Annotated in this window: 23 protein-coding genes; 3 read left to right on the plus strand and 20 right to left on the minus strand. The window is 66.8% G+C overall.

The window, feature by feature from the left end; translation table 11 throughout:
- Positions 1–36: 36 nt before the first annotated feature.
- Positions 37–741 carry a Dph6-related ATP pyrophosphatase gene (locus tag AC3WRN_RS13605; protein WP_492623378.1) on the plus strand — a complete coding sequence of 235 codons (705 nt, stop codon included), beginning with the start codon at positions 37–39 and terminating at the stop codon, positions 739–741.
- On the plus strand, positions 725–1,246 hold the full coding sequence (locus tag AC3WRN_RS13610) for a mismatch-specific DNA-glycosylase (protein WP_492623379.1): 522 nt from the start codon (positions 725–727) through the stop codon (positions 1,244–1,246). Before AC3WRN_RS13605 ends, AC3WRN_RS13610 begins: the two co-directional genes overlap by 17 nt.
- Before the next feature lie 189 nt (positions 1,247–1,435).
- On the opposite strand, the gene AC3WRN_RS13615 is transcribed toward AC3WRN_RS13610, so the two are convergent.
- Together AC3WRN_RS13615 and AC3WRN_RS13620 are read right to left on the minus strand one after the other, a co-directional pair.
- The gene (locus AC3WRN_RS13615) at positions 1,436–2,728 is read right to left on the minus strand and encodes a c-type cytochrome (RefSeq protein WP_492623380.1); all 1,293 of its coding nucleotides are present in this window, start codon (positions 2,726–2,728) and stop codon (positions 1,436–1,438) included.
- On the minus strand, positions 2,725–3,483 hold the full coding sequence (locus AC3WRN_RS13620; RefSeq protein WP_068095365.1) for a c-type cytochrome: 759 nt from the start codon (positions 3,481–3,483) through the stop codon (positions 2,725–2,727). Before AC3WRN_RS13620 ends, AC3WRN_RS13615 begins: the two co-directional genes overlap by 4 nt.
- A 96-nt stretch (positions 3,484–3,579) precedes the next feature.
- On the opposite strand from AC3WRN_RS13620, the gene AC3WRN_RS13625 reads away from it, so the two are divergent.
- Positions 3,580–5,193, plus strand: a complete 1,614-nt coding sequence (locus AC3WRN_RS13625; protein ID WP_492623381.1) for an amidase — start codon at positions 3,580–3,582, stop codon at positions 5,191–5,193.
- A 7-nt stretch (positions 5,194–5,200) separates the two neighbouring features.
- Here the strand turns inward: AC3WRN_RS13625 and AC3WRN_RS13630 are convergent, their stop codons facing one another.
- The 18 genes from AC3WRN_RS13630 to rplX form a co-directional block, all read right to left on the minus strand.
- Positions 5,201–5,656, minus strand: coding sequence for a hypothetical protein (locus AC3WRN_RS13630; RefSeq protein ID WP_492623382.1), 456 nt, complete (start codon positions 5,654–5,656; stop codon positions 5,201–5,203).
- A gap of 455 nt (positions 5,657–6,111) precedes the next feature.
- Entirely contained in the window at positions 6,112–7,491 is a 1,380-nt protein-coding gene (locus AC3WRN_RS13635; protein WP_492623383.1) for a class II 3-deoxy-7-phosphoheptulonate synthase, read from the minus strand.
- A 29-nt stretch (positions 7,492–7,520) separates the two neighbouring features.
- Positions 7,521–8,024: a disulfide bond formation protein B gene (locus tag AC3WRN_RS13640; protein ID WP_492623384.1), complete on the minus strand. Its 504-nt coding sequence runs from the start codon at positions 8,022–8,024 to the stop codon at positions 7,521–7,523.
- A gap of 187 nt (positions 8,025–8,211) precedes the next feature.
- Positions 8,212–8,595 (minus strand): 50S ribosomal protein L17, encoded by a 384-nt coding sequence (gene rplQ / locus AC3WRN_RS13645; protein ID WP_007513389.1) that lies wholly within the window; start codon positions 8,593–8,595, stop codon positions 8,212–8,214.
- A 232-nt stretch (positions 8,596–8,827) separates the two neighbouring features.
- The gene (locus AC3WRN_RS13650) at positions 8,828–9,826 is read right to left on the minus strand and encodes a DNA-directed RNA polymerase subunit alpha (RefSeq protein ID WP_007513388.1); all 999 of its coding nucleotides are present in this window, start codon (positions 9,824–9,826) and stop codon (positions 8,828–8,830) included.
- A gap of 17 nt (positions 9,827–9,843) precedes the next feature.
- Positions 9,844–10,470, minus strand: a complete 627-nt coding sequence (rpsD, locus tag AC3WRN_RS13655; protein WP_008435462.1) for a 30S ribosomal protein S4 — start codon at positions 10,468–10,470, stop codon at positions 9,844–9,846.
- A gap of 81 nt (positions 10,471–10,551) precedes the next feature.
- Entirely contained in the window at positions 10,552–10,938 is a 387-nt protein-coding gene (gene rpsK, locus AC3WRN_RS13660; RefSeq protein WP_007513384.1) for a 30S ribosomal protein S11, read from the minus strand.
- Positions 10,939–10,954: 16 nt separating this feature from the next.
- On the minus strand, positions 10,955–11,311 hold the full coding sequence (rpsM, locus tag AC3WRN_RS13665; protein WP_056386816.1) for a 30S ribosomal protein S13: 357 nt from the start codon (positions 11,309–11,311) through the stop codon (positions 10,955–10,957).
- A gap of 135 nt (positions 11,312–11,446) precedes the next feature.
- Complete coding sequence (gene secY, locus AC3WRN_RS13670) at positions 11,447–12,769, minus strand: preprotein translocase subunit SecY (protein WP_068095372.1); 1,323 nt, start codon at positions 12,767–12,769, stop codon at positions 11,447–11,449.
- Positions 12,770–12,773: 4 nt separating this feature from the next.
- Entirely contained in the window at positions 12,774–13,211 is a 438-nt protein-coding gene (gene rplO / locus AC3WRN_RS13675) for a 50S ribosomal protein L15 (protein ID WP_201028761.1), read from the minus strand.
- The gene (gene rpmD / locus AC3WRN_RS13680) at positions 13,211–13,411 is read right to left on the minus strand and encodes a 50S ribosomal protein L30 (protein WP_068095376.1); all 201 of its coding nucleotides are present in this window, start codon (positions 13,409–13,411) and stop codon (positions 13,211–13,213) included. Before rpmD ends, rplO begins: the two co-directional genes overlap by 1 nt.
- The gene (gene rpsE, locus AC3WRN_RS13685; protein WP_056387080.1) at positions 13,404–13,913 is read right to left on the minus strand and encodes a 30S ribosomal protein S5; all 510 of its coding nucleotides are present in this window, start codon (positions 13,911–13,913) and stop codon (positions 13,404–13,406) included. The genes rpmD and rpsE overlap by 8 nt, the downstream gene beginning before the upstream one ends.
- 105 nt (positions 13,914–14,018) lie before the next feature.
- Complete coding sequence (gene rplR, locus AC3WRN_RS13690) at positions 14,019–14,372, minus strand: 50S ribosomal protein L18 (protein WP_027493642.1); 354 nt, start codon at positions 14,370–14,372, stop codon at positions 14,019–14,021.
- A 91-nt stretch (positions 14,373–14,463) separates the two neighbouring features.
- Positions 14,464–14,991 (minus strand): 50S ribosomal protein L6, encoded by a 528-nt coding sequence (gene rplF / locus AC3WRN_RS13695; protein WP_068095378.1) that lies wholly within the window; start codon positions 14,989–14,991, stop codon positions 14,464–14,466.
- An 11-nt stretch (positions 14,992–15,002) separates the two neighbouring features.
- Entirely contained in the window at positions 15,003–15,398 is a 396-nt protein-coding gene (rpsH, locus tag AC3WRN_RS13700) for a 30S ribosomal protein S8 (RefSeq protein ID WP_068095381.1), read from the minus strand.
- Between the two features lie 224 nt (positions 15,399–15,622).
- A complete protein-coding gene (gene rpsN, locus AC3WRN_RS13705; protein ID WP_068095383.1) occupies positions 15,623–15,928 on the minus strand; it encodes a 30S ribosomal protein S14 in 306 nt (101 codons plus the stop codon).
- 9 nt (positions 15,929–15,937) lie between these two features.
- The gene (gene rplE / locus AC3WRN_RS13710; RefSeq protein WP_174315863.1) at positions 15,938–16,480 is read right to left on the minus strand and encodes a 50S ribosomal protein L5; all 543 of its coding nucleotides are present in this window, start codon (positions 16,478–16,480) and stop codon (positions 15,938–15,940) included.
- Between the two features lie 9 nt (positions 16,481–16,489).
- Positions 16,490–16,804, minus strand: a complete 315-nt coding sequence (rplX, locus tag AC3WRN_RS13715; RefSeq protein WP_492623385.1) for a 50S ribosomal protein L24 — start codon at positions 16,802–16,804, stop codon at positions 16,490–16,492.
- Position 16,805: the final 1 nt, after the last annotated feature.

Below are 16,805 nucleotides of genomic sequence, written 5' to 3' on the forward strand. Positions count from 1 at the left end.
GCCGCCACCAGACGAACCACCCGGGAGCCCAAAAGCATGACGACGCCCACGGCGACGCCGACCCTGCTGGCATGGAGCGGCGGCAAGGACTGCCTGCTGGCCCTGCAGCGGCTGCAGGCCGATCCGCAATGGCAGGTGACTGCGCTGCTCACCACGGTCAACCGCAACTACCAGCGCGTGGCCATGCACGGCGTGCAGCGCGAGGTGCTGCTGGCGCAGGCCGCCGCGCTCGGCCTGCCGCTGCTGGAGGTGATGCTGGACTGGCCGGGCAGCAACGAGGCCTACGAGGCGGCCCATGCGCAGGCGCTGGTCGAGGCGCGGATGCGCTGGCCGGGGATCCGCCACTGCGCGTTCGGCGACCTGTTCCTGGAGGACGTGCGCGACTACCGGGTGCGCCAGCTCGGCCGCGACAACTGGCGCGCGGTGTTCCCGCTATGGGGCGAGGACACCGCCGCGCTGTCGCGCCGCTTCGTCGGCGAGGGCCATCGCGCGATGCTGTGCTGCGTGGATACCCAGCAGCTCGACGCGGATTTTTGCGGCCGCCACTACGATGCCGCCCTGCTCGACGCGCTGCCGGCCGGCGTCGACCCCTGCGGCGAGCGCGGCGAGTTCCATACGCTGAGCTACGCCGGGCCGCTGTTCCGCCGGCCACTGCGGCTGCGCCGCGGCGAATCTGTGCTGCGCGACGGGCGTTTCCAGTTCACCGATTTCCTGCTCGACGGCCATGCCGCGGCGAACTGAGCGGCCCATCCTGCCCGACCTGCTGCAACCCGGGCTGGCGCTGGTGTTCTGCGGCACCGCCGCGGGCAGGCGCTCGGCTGCCGAGCGCGCCTACTACGCCCACCCCGGCAACCTGTTCTGGCGCGCGCTGCTCGAAGCCGGCCTGACCCCGCGCCTGCTGGCGCCGGCGGAGTTCCCGCTGCTGCCCCGCTACGGCATCGGCCTCACCGACCTGGCCAAGCGCCATGCGGGCAACGACGACGAGCTGCCGCGCGACGCGTTCGACGCGCCCGCGCTGGTCGCCAAGATCGAACGCCATGCTCCGCGCCTGCTTGCGTTCACCAGCAAGAACGCGGCGCGCGCCGCGCTCGGCCATGCAGCCAGCTACGGCCTGCAAAGCGAAACCATCGGCAGCACGCAACTGTTCGTGCTGCCGTCGCCGTCCGGCCAGGCGCGCGGGCACTGGGACATCGGCCCGTGGCTGGCGCTGGCCGCGCTGTACCGCACCGTCCACCACAATCCGTAGGGCGGGCACTGCCCGCCGCACTTGCCGACGCACATGGCGACGGATCGGAAAGCCGGCGGACGGTGTCCGCCCTGCGTCGGTGGCCGTACCGCGCCGCCTGTAGGAGCGCACCCTGTGCGCGATGCTCTTCGCTCCGATGACACATCAGAGCATCGCGCACAGGGTGCGCTCCTACACGCGAAGCCGGGGTCACTCGACCGGCGTGTGCCGGTATTTGCTGACCCCCTCGGCGCGCACGATCGAGGCCTGGTTCGACCACGTGCGGCGGATGTAGGTGACCACCGCCGCCACCTCGCCATCATTCAGCTGCTGCGCGAACGGCGGCATCGAGTAGGGCCGCTGGTTCGCCGCGGTGACCGGGGTGAAGCCGCCGAGCAGGACCATCCGGGTCGCATTGATGCCGGTCGGTTCGGTCACCGAGGAATTGCCGTCCAGCGGCGGATACACCCCGGCGACGCCCTTGCCGCTCTTGCCGTGGCAGGCCGCGCAGTGCTGCGCGTAGACCTTTCCGCCCTGCTCGGTCAGTGTCCTGGTGTCGAATGGCAAACCCGGCTCGGCCGCCGGGGCCCGCGGCGGCAGCGACAGCAGGTAGCTGGCGATCGCATGCAGGTCGGCGTCGGTCATGTGCTGGGTGCTGCCGGACACCACCGCGGCCATCGGGCCGAACGCCGCGCCCCTGGCGGACTGGCCGGTCTTCAGCAGGTCGACGATGTCCTGCGCGCTCCAGCCTTGCAGGCCGCCGTTGCTGCGGGTGCTGAGGTCCGGCGCGTACCAGTTCTGCATCGGGATCTGGCCGCCGGTGAGGTGCACGTCCGGCGGCGTGCCGCCAAGCGTGTCGCGCGCCGCATGGCATTCGTTGCAGTGGCCCAGGCCCTGCACCAGGTAGGCGCCGCGGTTCCATTCGGCCGATTGCGCCGGGTCGGGCTTGAACTCGCCCTCCTTGAAGTACAGCGTGCGCCACGCCGCCAGGCTCTTGCGCACGCTGTACGGGAACGCCAGCGCCGGCGCCGCGGCCGGCCGGTGCACCGGCGCCAGCGACTGCAGCCAGGCGAAGATCGCCAGCGCATCGTCGCGGCTCACCTTGGTGTAGGAGGTGTACGAAAACGCCGGGTACAGCAGCTCGCCACGCCGGCCCTTGCCGCTGTGCAGCGCCTGCCAGAAATCCTCGAAGCTCCAGTTGCCCAGGCCGGTCTCGCGGTCGGGGGTGATGTTGGGCACCGGGATATTGCCGAACGGCGTGGCCAGCGAACGGCCACCGGCAAGGCGCGCGCCGCCCTGCGCGGTATGGCAGCCGGCGCAGTCGCCGACGGTGGCGAGGTATTCGCCCTTCGCGATCAGCGCCGGGTCGCGCAAGGTATCCGCCGCGACCTTGCTGGCGCCGGGCGGCGTCGGCCGGCCGTCGCCGCTGCCGAACAGCCTCCAGCCCAGCACCAGCACGGCCAGCACCGCAACCAGCAGCAACAGCCTGCGCAGCCATGTCATGGCGTGCCTCCCGTGGCACCCAGCACGCCGCATCGCAACGGCGGCGTCACCGAGCCGGCCGGCTGCGCATGCGTGTCGGCCGGCAACTCGCGGCTGGCCAGCGCCGCCGCCACGGCGGTGATGTCCGACTCGCCCAGCCGGTTCGCCACCTCGGCCATGCAGTCGGGCGCCACCGTGGCGCGGGTATGCGTGCGCCAGGAACCCAGTTGCGCGCTGAGGTAGTCGTAAGGCAGGCCGACCAGGCCCGGCGTGGAAGGCTCCACTCCGGTCAGCTGGCTGCCGTGGCAGCTGCTGCAGGCGGGAATCTTGCGCGCCGGATCGCCCTTGCCGATCAGCTCCTCGCCGCGCTGCAGCGTGGCGGCGGAGACCGGCGGCAGCGGCGAGCGGCCGTACGGCACCTGCTGCGCCGCGAAGTATTCGGCGATCTCCTGCATGTAGGCGGGCGGCAGCTGGCGCACGGTGTATTCCATCGGCGCGTACTTGCGCAGGCCGTTCTGGAAATCCTGCATCTGGCGCGCGAGGTAGGCCGCCGGCTTGCCGGCCAGGCGCGGAAAGTAACCGCTGCCCGGCGTGCCTTCGCCATGCACGCCGTGGCAGCTGGTGCACGCGGCGATGCGCTGTTGCAGGGTGTCGGGGATCGGCGGCGTATCGGCCGTATCGGCGGCACGGGCGGGTGCGCCGAACCACAGGGCGGCCGCCAGCAGGGCCGCGACACCGAAGGACTTGGCTGGACAGGAACGGGCGTTCGTCATCATCCCGGGATTGTACTCCGGCGACTCCGCGCACCCTCCGGCACCGCGCTAAGCTTGGCCGGCACGACCGCATGCCGTACTCGCCGCCCGGGGATCATCGTGAAGCATCCAGCCGTCCATCTCGCCGCCCTCGCCGCCTCGCTGCTTGCCGCTCCGGCATGGGCCGGCGAAACCATCCCGCCGGAAGTCGCCTACGCCTCGGTCGCGCAGCTGCAGCAACGCATGGATGCCGGCACGCTGGACAGCCGCCGGCTGACGCAGGATCTGCTGGAACGCATCCAGCAGATCGATCGCTCCGGCCCGACCCTGCGCGCGGTGATCGAGACGAACCCCGACGCGCTGGAGCTGGCCGGCGCACTCGACGCGAAACGCACGAAGGGCCGCGGCCCGCTGTACGGCATCCCGGTGCTGCTGAAGGACAACATCGACACCGGCGATCGCATGCTCACCACCGCCGGCTCGCTGGCGCTCGCCGACGCGCCGGCGCCGCGCGACGCCGGCCTGGTCGAGCGGCTGCGCAAGGCCGGTGCGCTGGTTCTGGGCAAGACCAACCTCAGCGAATGGGCCAACTTCCGCTCCAACCACGCCAGCAGCGGCTGGAGCGGGCGCGGCGGGCAGACCAAGAACCCCTACGTGCTGGACCGCAACCCCTGCGGCTCCAGCGCCGGCTCCGCCGCCGCGGTAGCGGCCGGGCTGGCCACCGTGGCGATCGGCAGCGAGACCGACGGCTCGATCATCTGCCCCGCGGCGATGAACGGCATCGTCGGCATCAAGCCCACCCTGGGCCTGGTCAGCCGCAGCGGCATCGTGCCGATCAGCCACAGCCAGGACACCGCCGGCCCGATGGCGCGCAGCGTGGCCGACGCCGCCGCCCTGCTCACGGTGATCGCCGGCAGCGACCCGCGCGACCCGGCCACCGCCGAAGCGGGCCGGCACGCCGCCGACTACACCAAGTTCCTCGACCCGAACGGCCTGCGCGGCAAGCGCATCGGCGTGGTGCGCCAGCTCGCCGGCGCCGAGCCTAACGCCGACCGCGTGCTCGAGCAGGCAATCGCGCTGATGAAGGCGCAGGGCGCGATCATCGTCGACCCGGTCAAGCTGCCACACCTGGCCGAGCTGGGCGAGCCGGAGATGACCGTGCTGCTGTACGACTTCAAGCACGACATCGACGCCTACCTCGCCAACCGCCGCGGCCTCAAGGCAAGGACGCTGGCCGACCTGATCGCATTCAACCAGGCACACGCCGGCGAGGAGATGCCCTGGTTCGGCCAGGAGCTGTTCGAGCAGGCGGAGAAGAAGGGGCCGCTCAGCGACAAGGCGTACACGGATGCGCTGGCCAAGGCGAAGCGGCTGTCCGGGCCGGAGGGCATCGACGCCGCCTTGCAGGCGCAGCATCTGGACGCCCTGCTGGCGCCGTCGTGGGGTCCGGCCTTCATGACCGACCCGGTGCTCGGCGACCACATCGTCAGCGGCGACCCCACCGTGGGCGGCGCGTCGCAGCCGGCGGCCGTGGCCGGCTACCCCTCGATCACCGTACCCGCCGGCTTCGCCCACGGCCTGCCGGTGGGCATCGTGCTGTTCGGCGCGAAGTGGAGCGAGCCCATGCTGATCTCGATCGCCTACGGCTTCGAGCAGCATGCCGGCGCGTGGCAGCCGCCGCAGTTCCTGGAGACGGTGGGCGGCAAGCCCGTGGCAACTGGAAAAAGGCCGTAGCGCGTCGCTAGCGCAGGTAGACCGTCGGCCCCAGCACTACCGCGAATACCAGCGTCACCAGCACGCCGGCGACCACGATGGCGCCATGGCGGCCGATCGCGAAATCGCGCGGCGGTTCGTTGCAGGCACGGGCATAGGCCACGTTGAACAACCCAGCCGTGCCGCCGAACGTTGAAGCGACTGCCGACATCAGGGTGATCGCGATACCCAGCGGATTCAGCAGGCCGACGAGCACGGCAACCATGCCGCCGATCGCGTACACGGCCATGGCAATCTTCCGCTGCTCATGTCCGGCCTGCCCGCCGCCGCCCAGCATCGCCCACATCATGCGTATGGCACGACGGACCACTGCGATGTAGACGTACAGGCCTACGGCGAACATCACACCACGCCACAGCCACGGCCACGGCAGCGGGCCGATGCCGCCACCCGTGTCCGGCCCCCAGTCGCCGAGGTTGGTCACCCCCGGAAAACATCCAGTAACCCGCGGCGACCATGCCCTTCACGGCGAACACGATCCACAGCACCAGCCGCGGCAGCGGCCGTTTCACCCGGCTCCAGGCGAGACAGGCCAACGTTGCCAGTATCGCGTCCACGCCCGTGCCGGCCATCGCCACGATGCGTCTGCTCCAGCTACCCGTCCCGGGGCACTCCACGTAATACGCGCCCAGCTCGCTGGGCCGATGGCCACTGGCGACGCAGGCAAGCGCGTGTCCCATCAGCTCATGCGCCATGGTCAGCAAAGGCAACAGCAGCAGCACCAGCCCCAGCAGCGTCCAGAGATCGACGCGCGGCGACGCCAGATTCTTTTCGGTCACCGTTCGATGCTCCCCGTCAGAGGAACCCATGGTCACGCTTCCGGCACACGCACTCCAGTGCACAGTGCCAGTCCGCGGCCGTGACATCTGTCATGGCCGATCACTCGGGCGCCGGCATTGCCCCGACTGACTTGCGCACGATCAGCATCGCCAGCTCCAGCGACTGCTCGTAGTTCAGGCGCGGATCGACCATCGACTTGTAGGCGCGGTCGAGGTCACTCTCCGACAGGTCGCGGGCGCCGCCCATGCATTCGGTGACGTCCTCGCCGGTCAGCTCCAGATGCACGCCGCCCAGCCGGGTGCCGGCGGCGGCGTGGATGTCGAACGCCTGGTCGAGCTCGCCGCGGATGTTGTCGAAACGGCGGGTCTTGTAGCCGTTCGAGGTACTCTCGGTATTGCCATGCATCGGATCGGCCACCCACAGCACGCGGCGGCCCTCCCGCCTCACCGCGTCCAGCAGCGGCGGCAGCGCCGCGGCGATCTTCGCGTTGCCCATGCGATGGATCAGGGTCAGCCGGCCCGGCTCGTCGCCCGGGTTCAACCCGTCGATCAGCGGCAGCAGCTGGTCAGGACTTACCGAGGGGCCGACCTTCACCGCCACTGGGTTGCGGATCCCGCGGAAATATTCCACGTGCGCGCCATCCAGCGCGGCCGTGCGCATGCCGATCCACGGGAAGTGGGTGGACAGGTTGAACCAGCCGGGATGGCGCGGCACCTGGCGGGTCAGCGCCTGCTCGTAATGCAGCAGCAGCGCTTCGTGCGAGGTGAAGAAATCCACCTTGGAAAAACCGGCGATCGGCCCGGCCAGGGTCTCCATGAAGCGCAGCGAGTCGCCGATGGCCGCGACCATCTGGCGGTACTCGGCAGCCAGCGGCGAATGCTCGACCCAGGCCAGGTCCCAGTATTCCGGGTGATGCAGATCGGCGAAGCCGCCATCGATCAGCGCACGCACGAAGTTCATCGTCAGCGCCGAGTGCGCATGCGCCTGGATCAGCCGCTGCGGATCGGGCCGGCGGGCAGCCGCGGTGAATTCCGGGCCGTTGACGAGGTCGCCGCGGAAGCTTGGCAGGCTCACGCCGTCGCGGGTCTCGCTGTCAGTCGAACGCGGTTTCGCGTACTGCCCGGCGAAACGGCCCACCCGCAGCACCGGCTTCTTCAGCCCGTGCACCAGTACCAGGCTCATCTGCAGCAGCACTTTCAGCCGGTTCGAGATCACCGGGCTGGTGCAGTCGGCAAAACTCTCCGCGCAGTCGCCGCCCTGCAACAGGAAGCGCCCGCCTTCCTGTGCTTCGGCCAGCGCCTGTTTCAGCGCCAGTACTTCCCACGAGGTCACCAGCGGCGGCAACCGGGCAAGCTGGACACCGGCGGCGGCCAACTCGACCGCATCGTCGTAATGCGGCTGCTGCAGCGCCACGCGCCGCTGCCACGAGTCGGGCGCCCAGTCGGCGGGGAGGCGGAAGTTGGACACGGCGGGATTCATCACACGACCCTGGATGGCAACGGGAACGCTTACTTTGCGGCAGACCGGCGCCGCGCCGCCGCGATCGCCAGCACGGCCAGCGCGACGTACCACAGCAGGGTCCAGGCCGGCATCGGCAAGCCGAGGATCGGCTCGACCTTGGCGCACTCGCCCGAGCCGGTGAAGACCAGCTTCAGCATTCGGGAGAACGGGAACGCATCCAGCATGTAGCCGAGGCCGGGGCCGCAGGAAGGCACTTGGTCGGCCGGCAAGGTCTGCAGCCAGAGATGGCGGCCGGCGGTGACGACGCCGCCCACCGCGCCGACCAGCACCAGCCCCGCATAGGCCCAGCGGCCTTTGCCGCGCGGCGCATGCAGGCCGCCCAGCAGGAAGAACAGCGCCATGAACAGGAACGCGATGCGCTGGAAGATGCACAGCGGGCACGGCGTCATGCCCAGTCCGTACTCGGCGTACAGCGCAAAGCCGAGCAGGCCCGCGCAGACCAGGAAGCCGACGAGGAAACTGACACGGTACGACCAGCGGAATGGATTCATGGTGGATTGCTGCGTTGCGGAACCGATGACATTACCCGTTCGCCGGGACGCTGTCAGCAGGCAAGCGGCATCCGGCAGCGATACCCGCCCCGGCGTAGCCCCCATACGCGAAAACCCGGCCGGTCACCCGGCCGGGTTTCGTGTCTGGACGCCTGAACGCCGGGCCTGGTCGACCGCGGCCGTCACCTTATTCGGCGTCGACAGCCTCGACCTGCGGGCGACCGACCAGCTCGACGTACGCCATCGGCGCATTGTCGCCATCGCGGAAGCCACACTTCAGGATGCGCAGGTAACCGCCGGGGCGCTCCTTGTAGCGCGGGCCCAGCTCGACGAACAGCTTGCCCACCGCTTCCTTGTCGCGCAGGCGCGAGAAGGCGAGGCGGCGATTGGCCACGCCGTCGGCCTTGGCCAGGGTGATCAGCGGCTCGGCCACGCGGCGAAGTTCCTTCGCCTTCGGCAGGGTGGTGCGGATCAGCTCGTGCTTGAACAGCGACGAAGCCATGTTCTTGAACATCGCCTCGCGGTGGCTGCTGGTCCGGTTGAATTTGCGTCCGGATTTCATGTGGCGCATGACGGAATACTCTCTGGTCTGTTGTTATGAAGCGCCGGCACCTGTGTCCAGCACCCCGCGGTTACCCGCTTATATGGCCTCATTGAACCGGAGGCTCTTTTTTGAAAAACCCCCATCGGAGCGCAAGCTCTTATGAGGAGTGCAGCCATGGATGGCCGCTTCTGGCGCTTGGCCAGAGCGCTATAAACACCCTGGCCAAGATTCAGCTACAACAGCGATCAGGATGATCGCATCAGCCCAGCTGCATGCCGTGCGACAGCCCCGGCGGCGGCCAGTTCTCGAGCTTCATGCCCAGCGCGAGGCCACGACCGCCCAGCACGTCCTTGATCTCGGTCAGCGACTTCTTGCCCAGGTTCGGCGTCTTCAGCAGCTCGACCTCGGTCTTCTGCACCAGGTCGCCGATGTAGTAGATGCTCTCGGCCTTCAGGCAGTTCGCCGAACGCACGGTGAGCTCCAGATCGTCGATCGGGCGCAGCAGCAGCGGGTCGAAGCCGCTCTTCTCCGCCTTGTCGGTGGCGCTCTCGCGACGCGAGAAATCGCCGAACACCGACAGCTGGTCGTTGATGATCTCGGCGGCCTTGCGCACCGCGTCCTCGGCGCCGATGGTTCCATTCGTCTCGATATCCAGAACCAACTTATCGAGATTCGTGCGCTGCTCGACGCGAGCGGCGTCCACTTCGTAGGCCACGCGCAGCACCGGCGCGAACGACGCGTCCAGCTGCAGGCGGCCGATCGGACGCGCTTCATCATCCGGATGCTGGCGCGCGCTGGCCGGCTGGTAGCCGACGCCGCGACGCACCTTCAGGCGCATGTTGAGCGCGATGTCCTTGGTCAGGTGGCAGATCACGTGCTCGGGGTTGATGATCTCCACCGAGTGGTCGACGACGATGTCGCCGGCCGTGACCACGCCCTTGCCCTTCTTGGACAGAGTCAGGGTGACCTCGTCGCCGCTGTGCTGACGGATCGCCACGTCCTTGAGGTTCAGCAGGACTTCGATCACGTCCTCCTGCAGGCCTTCCAGGGTGGTGTACTCGTGCAGCACGCCATCGATTTCGACCTCGACGATGGCGCTGCCGGGGATCGAGGAGAGCAGCACGCGACGCAGCGCGTTGCCCAGGGTGTGGCCAAAGCCACGCTCGAGCGGCTCGACCACCACCTTGGCGCGGTTGGCTCCGAGCTGTTCGACGCTGAGGCCACGCGGCCGCAGCACGCTAGTTGACGAAACTGCCATGCAGAGCTCCGGTAAAATTACTTCGAGTAAAGCTCGACGATCAGGGCTTCATTGATGTCGGTCGGCAGATCGCCACGATCCGGCACCGACTTGAACGTACCTTCGAACTTCTTGCTGTCGACCTCGACCCAGCCCGGACGCAAGTCCATGGTGTCGAACACAGTCGCCGCTTCCTGCACACGCAGCTGGCTGCGGGCGCGCTCGGTCAGCGCGATCGCGTCGCCCGGACGCACCTGGTACGACGGGATGTTCACCTTCTTGCCGTTCACCAGGATCGCCTTGTGGGCGACCAGCTGGCGGGCCTGGGCGCGGGTGACCGCGAAGCCCATACGGTAGACGACATTGTCCAGGCGGCTCTCGAGCAGGCGCAGCAGGTTCTCGCCGGTGTTGCCCTTGAGGGTGGTCGCCTTGGTGTAGTAGTTGCTGAATTGGCGCTCGAGCACACCGTAGATGCGCTTGACCTTCTGCTTTTCACGCAGCTGCACGGCGTAGTCGGACATGCGCATGCGCTTGTTGGCGCCATGCTGGCCGGGCTTGTTTTCCAGCTTGCACTTGGAATCCAGCGCGCGCGCCGGGCTCTTCAGGCTGAGATCTGCACCCTCACGACGGGCGAGTTTGCAGGTAGCTCCACGATAACGGGCCATGTTTTTTCTCTTTCGATAGTCCGGCCAAGGAAGGCCGGTTTTTGATTTTCGCGATCAGGGATGATCGCAAAAAACAACCTCTTAGACTCGACGCTTCTTGGGGGGACGGCAGCCGTTATGCGGGATCGGCGTGACGTCGATGATGTTGAGCACCTTGTAGCCCAACGCGTTCAGCGAACGCACCGCCGATTCGCGGCCCGGGCCCGGGCCCTTGATGCGCACTTCCACCGTCTTCACGCCGTAGTCGCCCGCGGCGCGGCCGGCCTTCTCGGCGGCCACCTGGGCGGCAAACGGGGTCGACTTGCGCGAACCGCGGAAACCCGCGCCCCCGGCGGTCGCCCACGACAGCGCGTTGCCCTGGCGGTCGGTGATGGTGACGATGGTGTTGTTGAAGGAGGCCTGCACGTGGGCCACGGCATCCGTGACAACGCGCTTGATCTTCTTCTTGGTCTTGACAGGCTTGGCCATGTTCGGAATCCGTTACTTACTTCTTGATGGCGCGACGCGGACCCTTGCGGGTGCGTGCGTTGGTACGCGTGCGCTGGCCGCGCACCGGCAGGCCGCGACGATGGCGCAGGCCGCGGTAGCAGCCCAGGTCCATCAGGCGCTTGATGGCCATGCCCACCTCGCGACGCAGATCGCCTTCGACTGTGTATTTGGCGATTTCGTGGCGGATCTTCTCCACCTCGCCTTCACTGAGGGACTTGATCTGGGTGGTGGGAACCACGCCAGCATCCACGCAGACCTTCTTGGCCCGGCTGCGGCCGATACCGTAAATGCTCTGCAAACCAACCCAGACATGCTTCTGGACCGGCAAATTGACACCCGCGATGCGCGCCATGATGTACTTTCTCCGATGCGTTTCTTGCGCGGTAAACGCGCAATTCTAACCTGAATTACCCTGACTGGAAAGCCCTGCGGCACCGAGGCGCCGCCAGCTTCCGACTTCGACCCACTCCGCTCGCCCCAGCAGCCACTAGTTGCGGCGGAGATTGGCCTTCTTGAGCAGACTTTCGTACTGGTGACTGACCAGGTGCGCCTGCACCTGAGCCGTGAAATCCATCACCACCACCACCACGATCAGTAGCGACGTGCCGCCGAAATAGAACGGTACGTGCCAGGCGCTCTGCATGAACGAGGGCACCAGACACACCATCACCAGATACAGCGCGCCGACGCCGGTCAGGCGCGTCATCACCGCGTCGATGTAACCGGCCGTGGCCTTGCCCGGACGGATGCCCGGAATCAACGCGCCCGACCGCTTGAGGTTGTCGGCGGTCTCGTCGGCATTGAACACGATCGCCGTATAGAAGAACGCAAAGCCGATCACCAGCACCGAGAAGACGATTTCGTACAGCGGGTTGCCCGGGCTCAGCGCCTGCGTCAGATCCTGCAGCCAGCGCGCCTGCTGGCCGGTGCTGAACCAGCTCACCGCGGTCGCCGGGAACATCAGCAGGCTCGAGGCGAAGATCGGCGGGATCACGCCCGACATGTTGATCTTCAGCGGCAGGTTCGAACTCTGGTTCATGTAGGCCTTCTGGCCACCCGAACGCCGCGCATAGTTCACGGTGATGCGCCGCTGGGCGCGCTCCATGAACACCACGAACCCGGTCACGCCCAGCGCCAGGGCGAACACCATCAGCAGCTTGAGCAGCGACAGCTCGCCGTTGCTGGCCATGCCCAGGGTGTGCACCACTGCACCGGGCAGGCCGGCCACGATGCCGGCGAAGATCAGCAACGAGATGCCGTTGCCGATACCGCGCTCCGTCATCTGCTCGCCCAGCCACATCAGGAACATCGTGCCGGCGGTAAGCCCCACCACCGAGGAGAAGATGAAGGCGAATCCCGGCGTGTAGACCACCGGCGCCCCGCCGGCAGCGACCTGCCCCTGCAGCGCCACCGCGATGCCGAACGACTGGAACGCCGCCAAGGCTACCGTGGCGTAGCGCGTATACATCGTCATCTTGCGCTTGCCGGCCTCGCCTTCCTTGCGCAGGCTCTGCAGGCTGGGCACCACCGCACCCATCATCTGGAACACGATCGACGCCGAGATGTACGGGATCACGCCAAGCGCGAACACCGAGAAACGCTCCAGCGCGCCGCCCGAGAACATGTTGAACATGTCCATCAGGCCATTGCCGTTGACCAGGTTGGTCATCGCCTCCGGATTGACGCCCGGAACCGGAATGAACGAACCGAGGCGGAACACCACCAGCGCACCGATCACGAAGAAGATGCGCTGGCGAAGCTCCGTCAGCTTGCCGAGCTTGCCGAGTGCGTTGCCCTTGGCTGCTGCCACCTGATTACTCCACGCTGCCGCCGGCAGCTTCGATGGCTGCCTTGGCGCCGGCGGTAGCCAGCAGGCCGGACAACTTCACCGCGCGGCCGATTTCACCCTTGAGCACCACCTTGACCTTCTTTGCGCGGCTGTTGATCAGGCCAGCCTGATGCAGCGCCACGACATCGATCACGTCGACCTTGAGGCCGGCCAACTGGTACAGGAACACCTCCTGACTCTCAGCCTGCATCTTCGAGCGGAAGCCGACCTTCGGCAACCGGCGCTGCAGCGGCATCTGGCCGCCCTCGAAGCCGTACTTGTGGGTGCCGCCCGCACGGGCGTGCTGGCCCTTGTGACCGCGGCCGGCGGTCTTGCCCAGGCCCGAGCCGATGCCGCGGCCGACGCGCAGGCGCGTCTTGTGCGAACCGGCGGCCGGCTTGATGTCATTCAAACGCATGATGATTACTCCTCGACCCGGACCAGGTAGTAGACCGTGTTGATCAGGCCACGCACCTGCGGGCTGTCCTTCAGTTCGCGGACGTCGTTGATCTTGCCCAGACCCAGCGCCTTCACGCTCAGGCGGTGGCGCGCCTGCACGCCACGCAGGCCCTTGACCAGGCGCACGCGCACGGTCTTGTCGGCGGTTTGTTGAGACTTAGCCATTGCCGAGCACCTCTTCCAGGGTCTTGCCACGCTTGGCGGCGATCTTCTTGGGCGAGGCAACCGCCTGCAGGCCCTTGATGGTGGCGCGCACCAGGTTGATCGGGTTGCGCGAACCGACGGCCTTGGCCAGCACGTTCTTCACGCCGACCACTTCCAGCACGGCACGCATGGCGCCGCCGGCGATCACGCCGGTACCTTCGGAAGCCGGCTGCATGTAGACGCGGGCCGCACCATGGTTCGCCTTCACGGCGTACCACAGGGTGCCGTTGTTCAACTCGATGTTCACCATCTGGCGGCGGGCACGCTCCATCGCCTTGGAGATGGCAACCGGCACTTCGCGCGCCTTGCCATAGCCAAAGCCGACCTTGCCCTCGCCGTCACCGACCACGGTCAGCGCGGTGAAGCTCATCTGGCGGCCACCCTTGACGGTTTTGGCCACTCGGTTGACGGCAATCAACTTTTCCAGCAGGCCGTCGGAATTTTCGCGATCGGTAGAAGACATGTTCTTTTCCATGTGCCCGGCAAACCGGGACTTTGCTTGCGGCTGGGCCGCTTGGAGTTGTAGGTGACGCCATGGATCAGAGGCACACCCTGATCCGGATGTTGCTTAGAACTGCAGGCCGGCCTCGCGCGCCGCATCGGCCAGCGCCTTGATGCGACCGTGATAGCGGAAACCGGAGCGGTCGAACGCGACCGACTCGATGCCCGCGGCCTTCGCACGTTCGGCGACGGCCTTGCCCACGGCGGCGGCGGCGGCCAGGTTCTTGGTACCCTTCAGGCCCTCGGCCACCGACTTCTGCACGGTGGAGGCAGCCGCCACCACGTTCTTGCCGGAGGCGTCGAACACCTGCGCATAGATGTGCTGCCCGGTGCGATGCACCGACAGGCGGGCCACGGCCAGCTTGCGGATATGGGCGCGCGTGGACTTGGCGCGACGCAGGCGGTTTTCGTTCTTGTTCATCGTTAGTTCCTCGAAAGCGGATCGGCTTGTATTTGGGGCTCTTTTGAAGAGTCTGGCCATGGATGGCCAGTCTTTCGCGGAGGGACCCGCATTACGCCTTCTTGGCTTCCTTCAGCGTGATCTTCTCACCGGCATAGCGGACGCCCTTGCCCTTGTAGGGCTCCGGCGGACGGAAGCCGCGGACCTTGGCCGCCACCTGGCCTACCGCCTGCTTGTCCGTACCCTTGATCAGGATTTCGGTCTGCGACGGGGTTTCGATGCTGATGCCTTCCGGCGCATCGAACACTACCGGGTGGGAAAAGCCCAGGCTCAGGTTCAGCGACTTGCCTTGCATGGAGGCGCGGTAGCCGACGCCGACCAGCTCGAGCTTGCGCTCGTAGCCGGTGAAGACGCCAGTGACCATGTTGGACAGCAGTGCGCGGGCAGTACCGCCGAACATGTCATCGGCGCCCTCGGCGAGGCTGATGTGCGCCACGCCGTTGTCCACGGCGATGGTGACGCCCGGCAACTGGTGCACGGACAGCGTGCCCTTCGGGCCCTTCACGGAGATGCTGTCGGCGCCGACGGTCATCTCGACGCCCTTGGGCAGGGAAATGGGTTGTTTGGCAACACGTGACATCGAAAGACTCCTTATGCCACTTGGCCGATGACTTCGCCGCCCAGACCCTTGGCACGGGCCTGCGCATCGGTCAACAGACCAGCGGAAGTCGAGATGATCGAGATACCCAGGCCGCCGAGGACCTTCGGCAGCTCATCCTTGCCGCGATACACACGCAGGCCGGAACGGCTGACACGGGAAATGCGCTCGATGGCCGGCTGGCCCTCGAAATACTTGAGCTTGATCTCGAGCACCGGCTTGCCTTCCTCGGCGGAAGTCTTGGCGTCGAGGATGTAGCCCTCGTTCTTGAGAAGGTTGGCGATCGCCAACTTCAGTTTCGACGACGGCATACGCACGATCGGCTTGCCCATGGCCTGGGCATTGCGGACGCGCGTGAACAGATCGGCGATGGGATCAGTCATGCTCATGAAAACATCCTTCAGAGTGCACCGATATCCGATAAAACCGGAAATCAATCAGATTGTGAGCCGGCATGGACGCCGGCCTGCCTTGCGCAGACCGCCGACTATAACAGCATTTTCAGGCTTTGGCGAATAGCGATGCGATAACCGCACCAGCCGGCCGCGTACCGACGCGACCGGGATGAATCGGCGGCGAGGCATCGCCCCGCCGGCCGGTTCTGCAAACAGTATTACCAGCTGGCCTTGCGCAGGCCAGGCACGTCGCCGCGCATGGTCGCTTCACGCAGCTTGTTGCGGCCGAGGCCGAACTTCGAGTAGACGGCACGCGGGCGACCGGTCAACGCACAACGGGTGCGCTGGCGCACCGGGCTGGCATCGCGCGGCAGCTTCTGCAGCTTGGACTGGGCCGCCATCTTCTCCTCGTAGGAGGCGCCGGGGCTCAGCACGATCGCCTTCAGCTCGGCGCGCTTGGCGGCGAACTTCTGGGCGAGCTTGGTCCGCTTGATGTCGCGGTTGACCATCGAGGTCTTTGCCATAGGTTTATCTCAATTCCGGAACGGGAAGCTGAACGCGGCCAGCAGGGCCTTCGCTTCTTCGTCGGTCTTGGCGGTGGTGGTGATGGAGATATCCATGCCACGCAGCGCATCGACCTGGTCGAAGTCGATCTCAGGGAAGATGATCTGTTCCTTGATGCCGAAGTTGTAGTTGCCACGGCCGTCGAAGGCCTTGCCCGAGACACCGCGGAAGTCGCGCACGCGCGGCAGCGAGATGTTGATCAGGCGGTCGAGGAACTCGAACATCTGCGCGCGGCGCAGGGTGACCTTGCAGCCGATCGGCCAGCCGTCGCGGATCTTGAACGAGGCCACGGAGACGCGCGCCTTGGTCGTGATCGGCTTCTGGCCGGAGATCTTGGCCATGTCGGCCACGGCGTTCTCGAGCACCTTCTTGTTGCCCGCGGCTTCGCCCACGCCCATATTCAGCGTGATCTTGGTGATGCGGGGAACCTGCATCACGTTCTGGTAGCCGAACTGCTCGGTGAGCTTCGGCACTACCTGCTCTTTGTAGAAATTTTCAAGGCGGGTCATGATCGTGATTCCTTACGCGTCCACGACCTCGCCAGTCGAACGGAACACGCGGACCTTGCGCCCATCAGCGAGCGTTTTGGTGCCGACGCGTTCACCCTTGTTCGTGGCGGGGTTGAACAGCTGCACGTTGGAGAGATGGATCGAGGCTTCGCGCTCGACGATGCCGCCAGCCTGGTTGGCCTGGGGGTTCGGCTTGGTGTGGCGCTTGACCAGATTCACGTTGGAGACGAACACGCGGTCGCCATCAACGCGCAGCACGTCGCCGCGCTGACCCTTGTTCTTGCCGGTGATCACCAGGATTTGATCACCCTTGCGGATACGGTTCATT

The organism is Rhodanobacter sp. FW101-FHT13A11, from assembly GCF_058790335.1.

Coding starts and splice junctions, on each gene's coding strand:
- AC3WRN_RS13605 (WP_492623378.1), top strand. CDS start 37: ATGACGACGCCCACGGCGACGCCGACCCTGCTGGCATGGAGCGGCGGC.
- AC3WRN_RS13610 (WP_492623379.1), top strand. CDS start 725: ATGCCGCGGCGAACTGAGCGGCCCATCCTGCCCGACCTGCTGCAACCC.
- AC3WRN_RS13615 (WP_492623380.1), bottom strand. CDS start 2,728: ATGACATGGCTGCGCAGGCTGTTGCTGCTGGTTGCGGTGCTGGCCGTG.
- AC3WRN_RS13620 (WP_068095365.1), bottom strand. CDS start 3,483: ATGATGACGAACGCCCGTTCCTGTCCAGCCAAGTCCTTCGGTGTCGCG.
- AC3WRN_RS13635 (WP_492623383.1), bottom strand. CDS start 7,491: ATGAATCCCGCCGTGTCCAACTTCCGCCTCCCCGCCGACTGGGCGCCC.
- AC3WRN_RS13640 (WP_492623384.1), bottom strand. CDS start 8,024: ATGAATCCATTCCGCTGGTCGTACCGTGTCAGTTTCCTCGTCGGCTTC.
- rplQ (WP_007513389.1), bottom strand. CDS start 8,595: ATGCGCCACATGAAATCCGGACGCAAATTCAACCGGACCAGCAGCCAC.
- AC3WRN_RS13650 (WP_007513388.1), bottom strand. CDS start 9,826: ATGGCAGTTTCGTCAACTAGCGTGCTGCGGCCGCGTGGCCTCAGCGTC.
- rpsD (WP_008435462.1), bottom strand. CDS start 10,470: ATGGCCCGTTATCGTGGAGCTACCTGCAAACTCGCCCGTCGTGAGGGT.
- rpsK (WP_007513384.1), bottom strand. CDS start 10,938: ATGGCCAAGCCTGTCAAGACCAAGAAGAAGATCAAGCGCGTTGTCACG.
- rpsM (WP_056386816.1), bottom strand. CDS start 11,311: ATGGCGCGCATCGCGGGTGTCAATTTGCCGGTCCAGAAGCATGTCTGG.
- rpmD (WP_068095376.1), bottom strand. CDS start 13,411: ATGGCTAAGTCTCAACAAACCGCCGACAAGACCGTGCGCGTGCGCCTG.
- rpsE (WP_056387080.1), bottom strand. CDS start 13,913: ATGTCTTCTACCGATCGCGAAAATTCCGACGGCCTGCTGGAAAAGTTG.
- rplR (WP_027493642.1), bottom strand. CDS start 14,372: ATGAACAAGAACGAAAACCGCCTGCGTCGCGCCAAGTCCACGCGCGCC.
- rplF (WP_068095378.1), bottom strand. CDS start 14,991: ATGTCACGTGTTGCCAAACAACCCATTTCCCTGCCCAAGGGCGTCGAG.
- rpsH (WP_068095381.1), bottom strand. CDS start 15,398: ATGAGCATGACTGATCCCATCGCCGATCTGTTCACGCGCGTCCGCAAT.
- rpsN (WP_068095383.1), bottom strand. CDS start 15,928: ATGGCAAAGACCTCGATGGTCAACCGCGACATCAAGCGGACCAAGCTC.
- rplX (WP_492623385.1), bottom strand. CDS start 16,804: ATGAACCGTATCCGCAAGGGTGATCAAATCCTGGTGATCACCGGCAAG.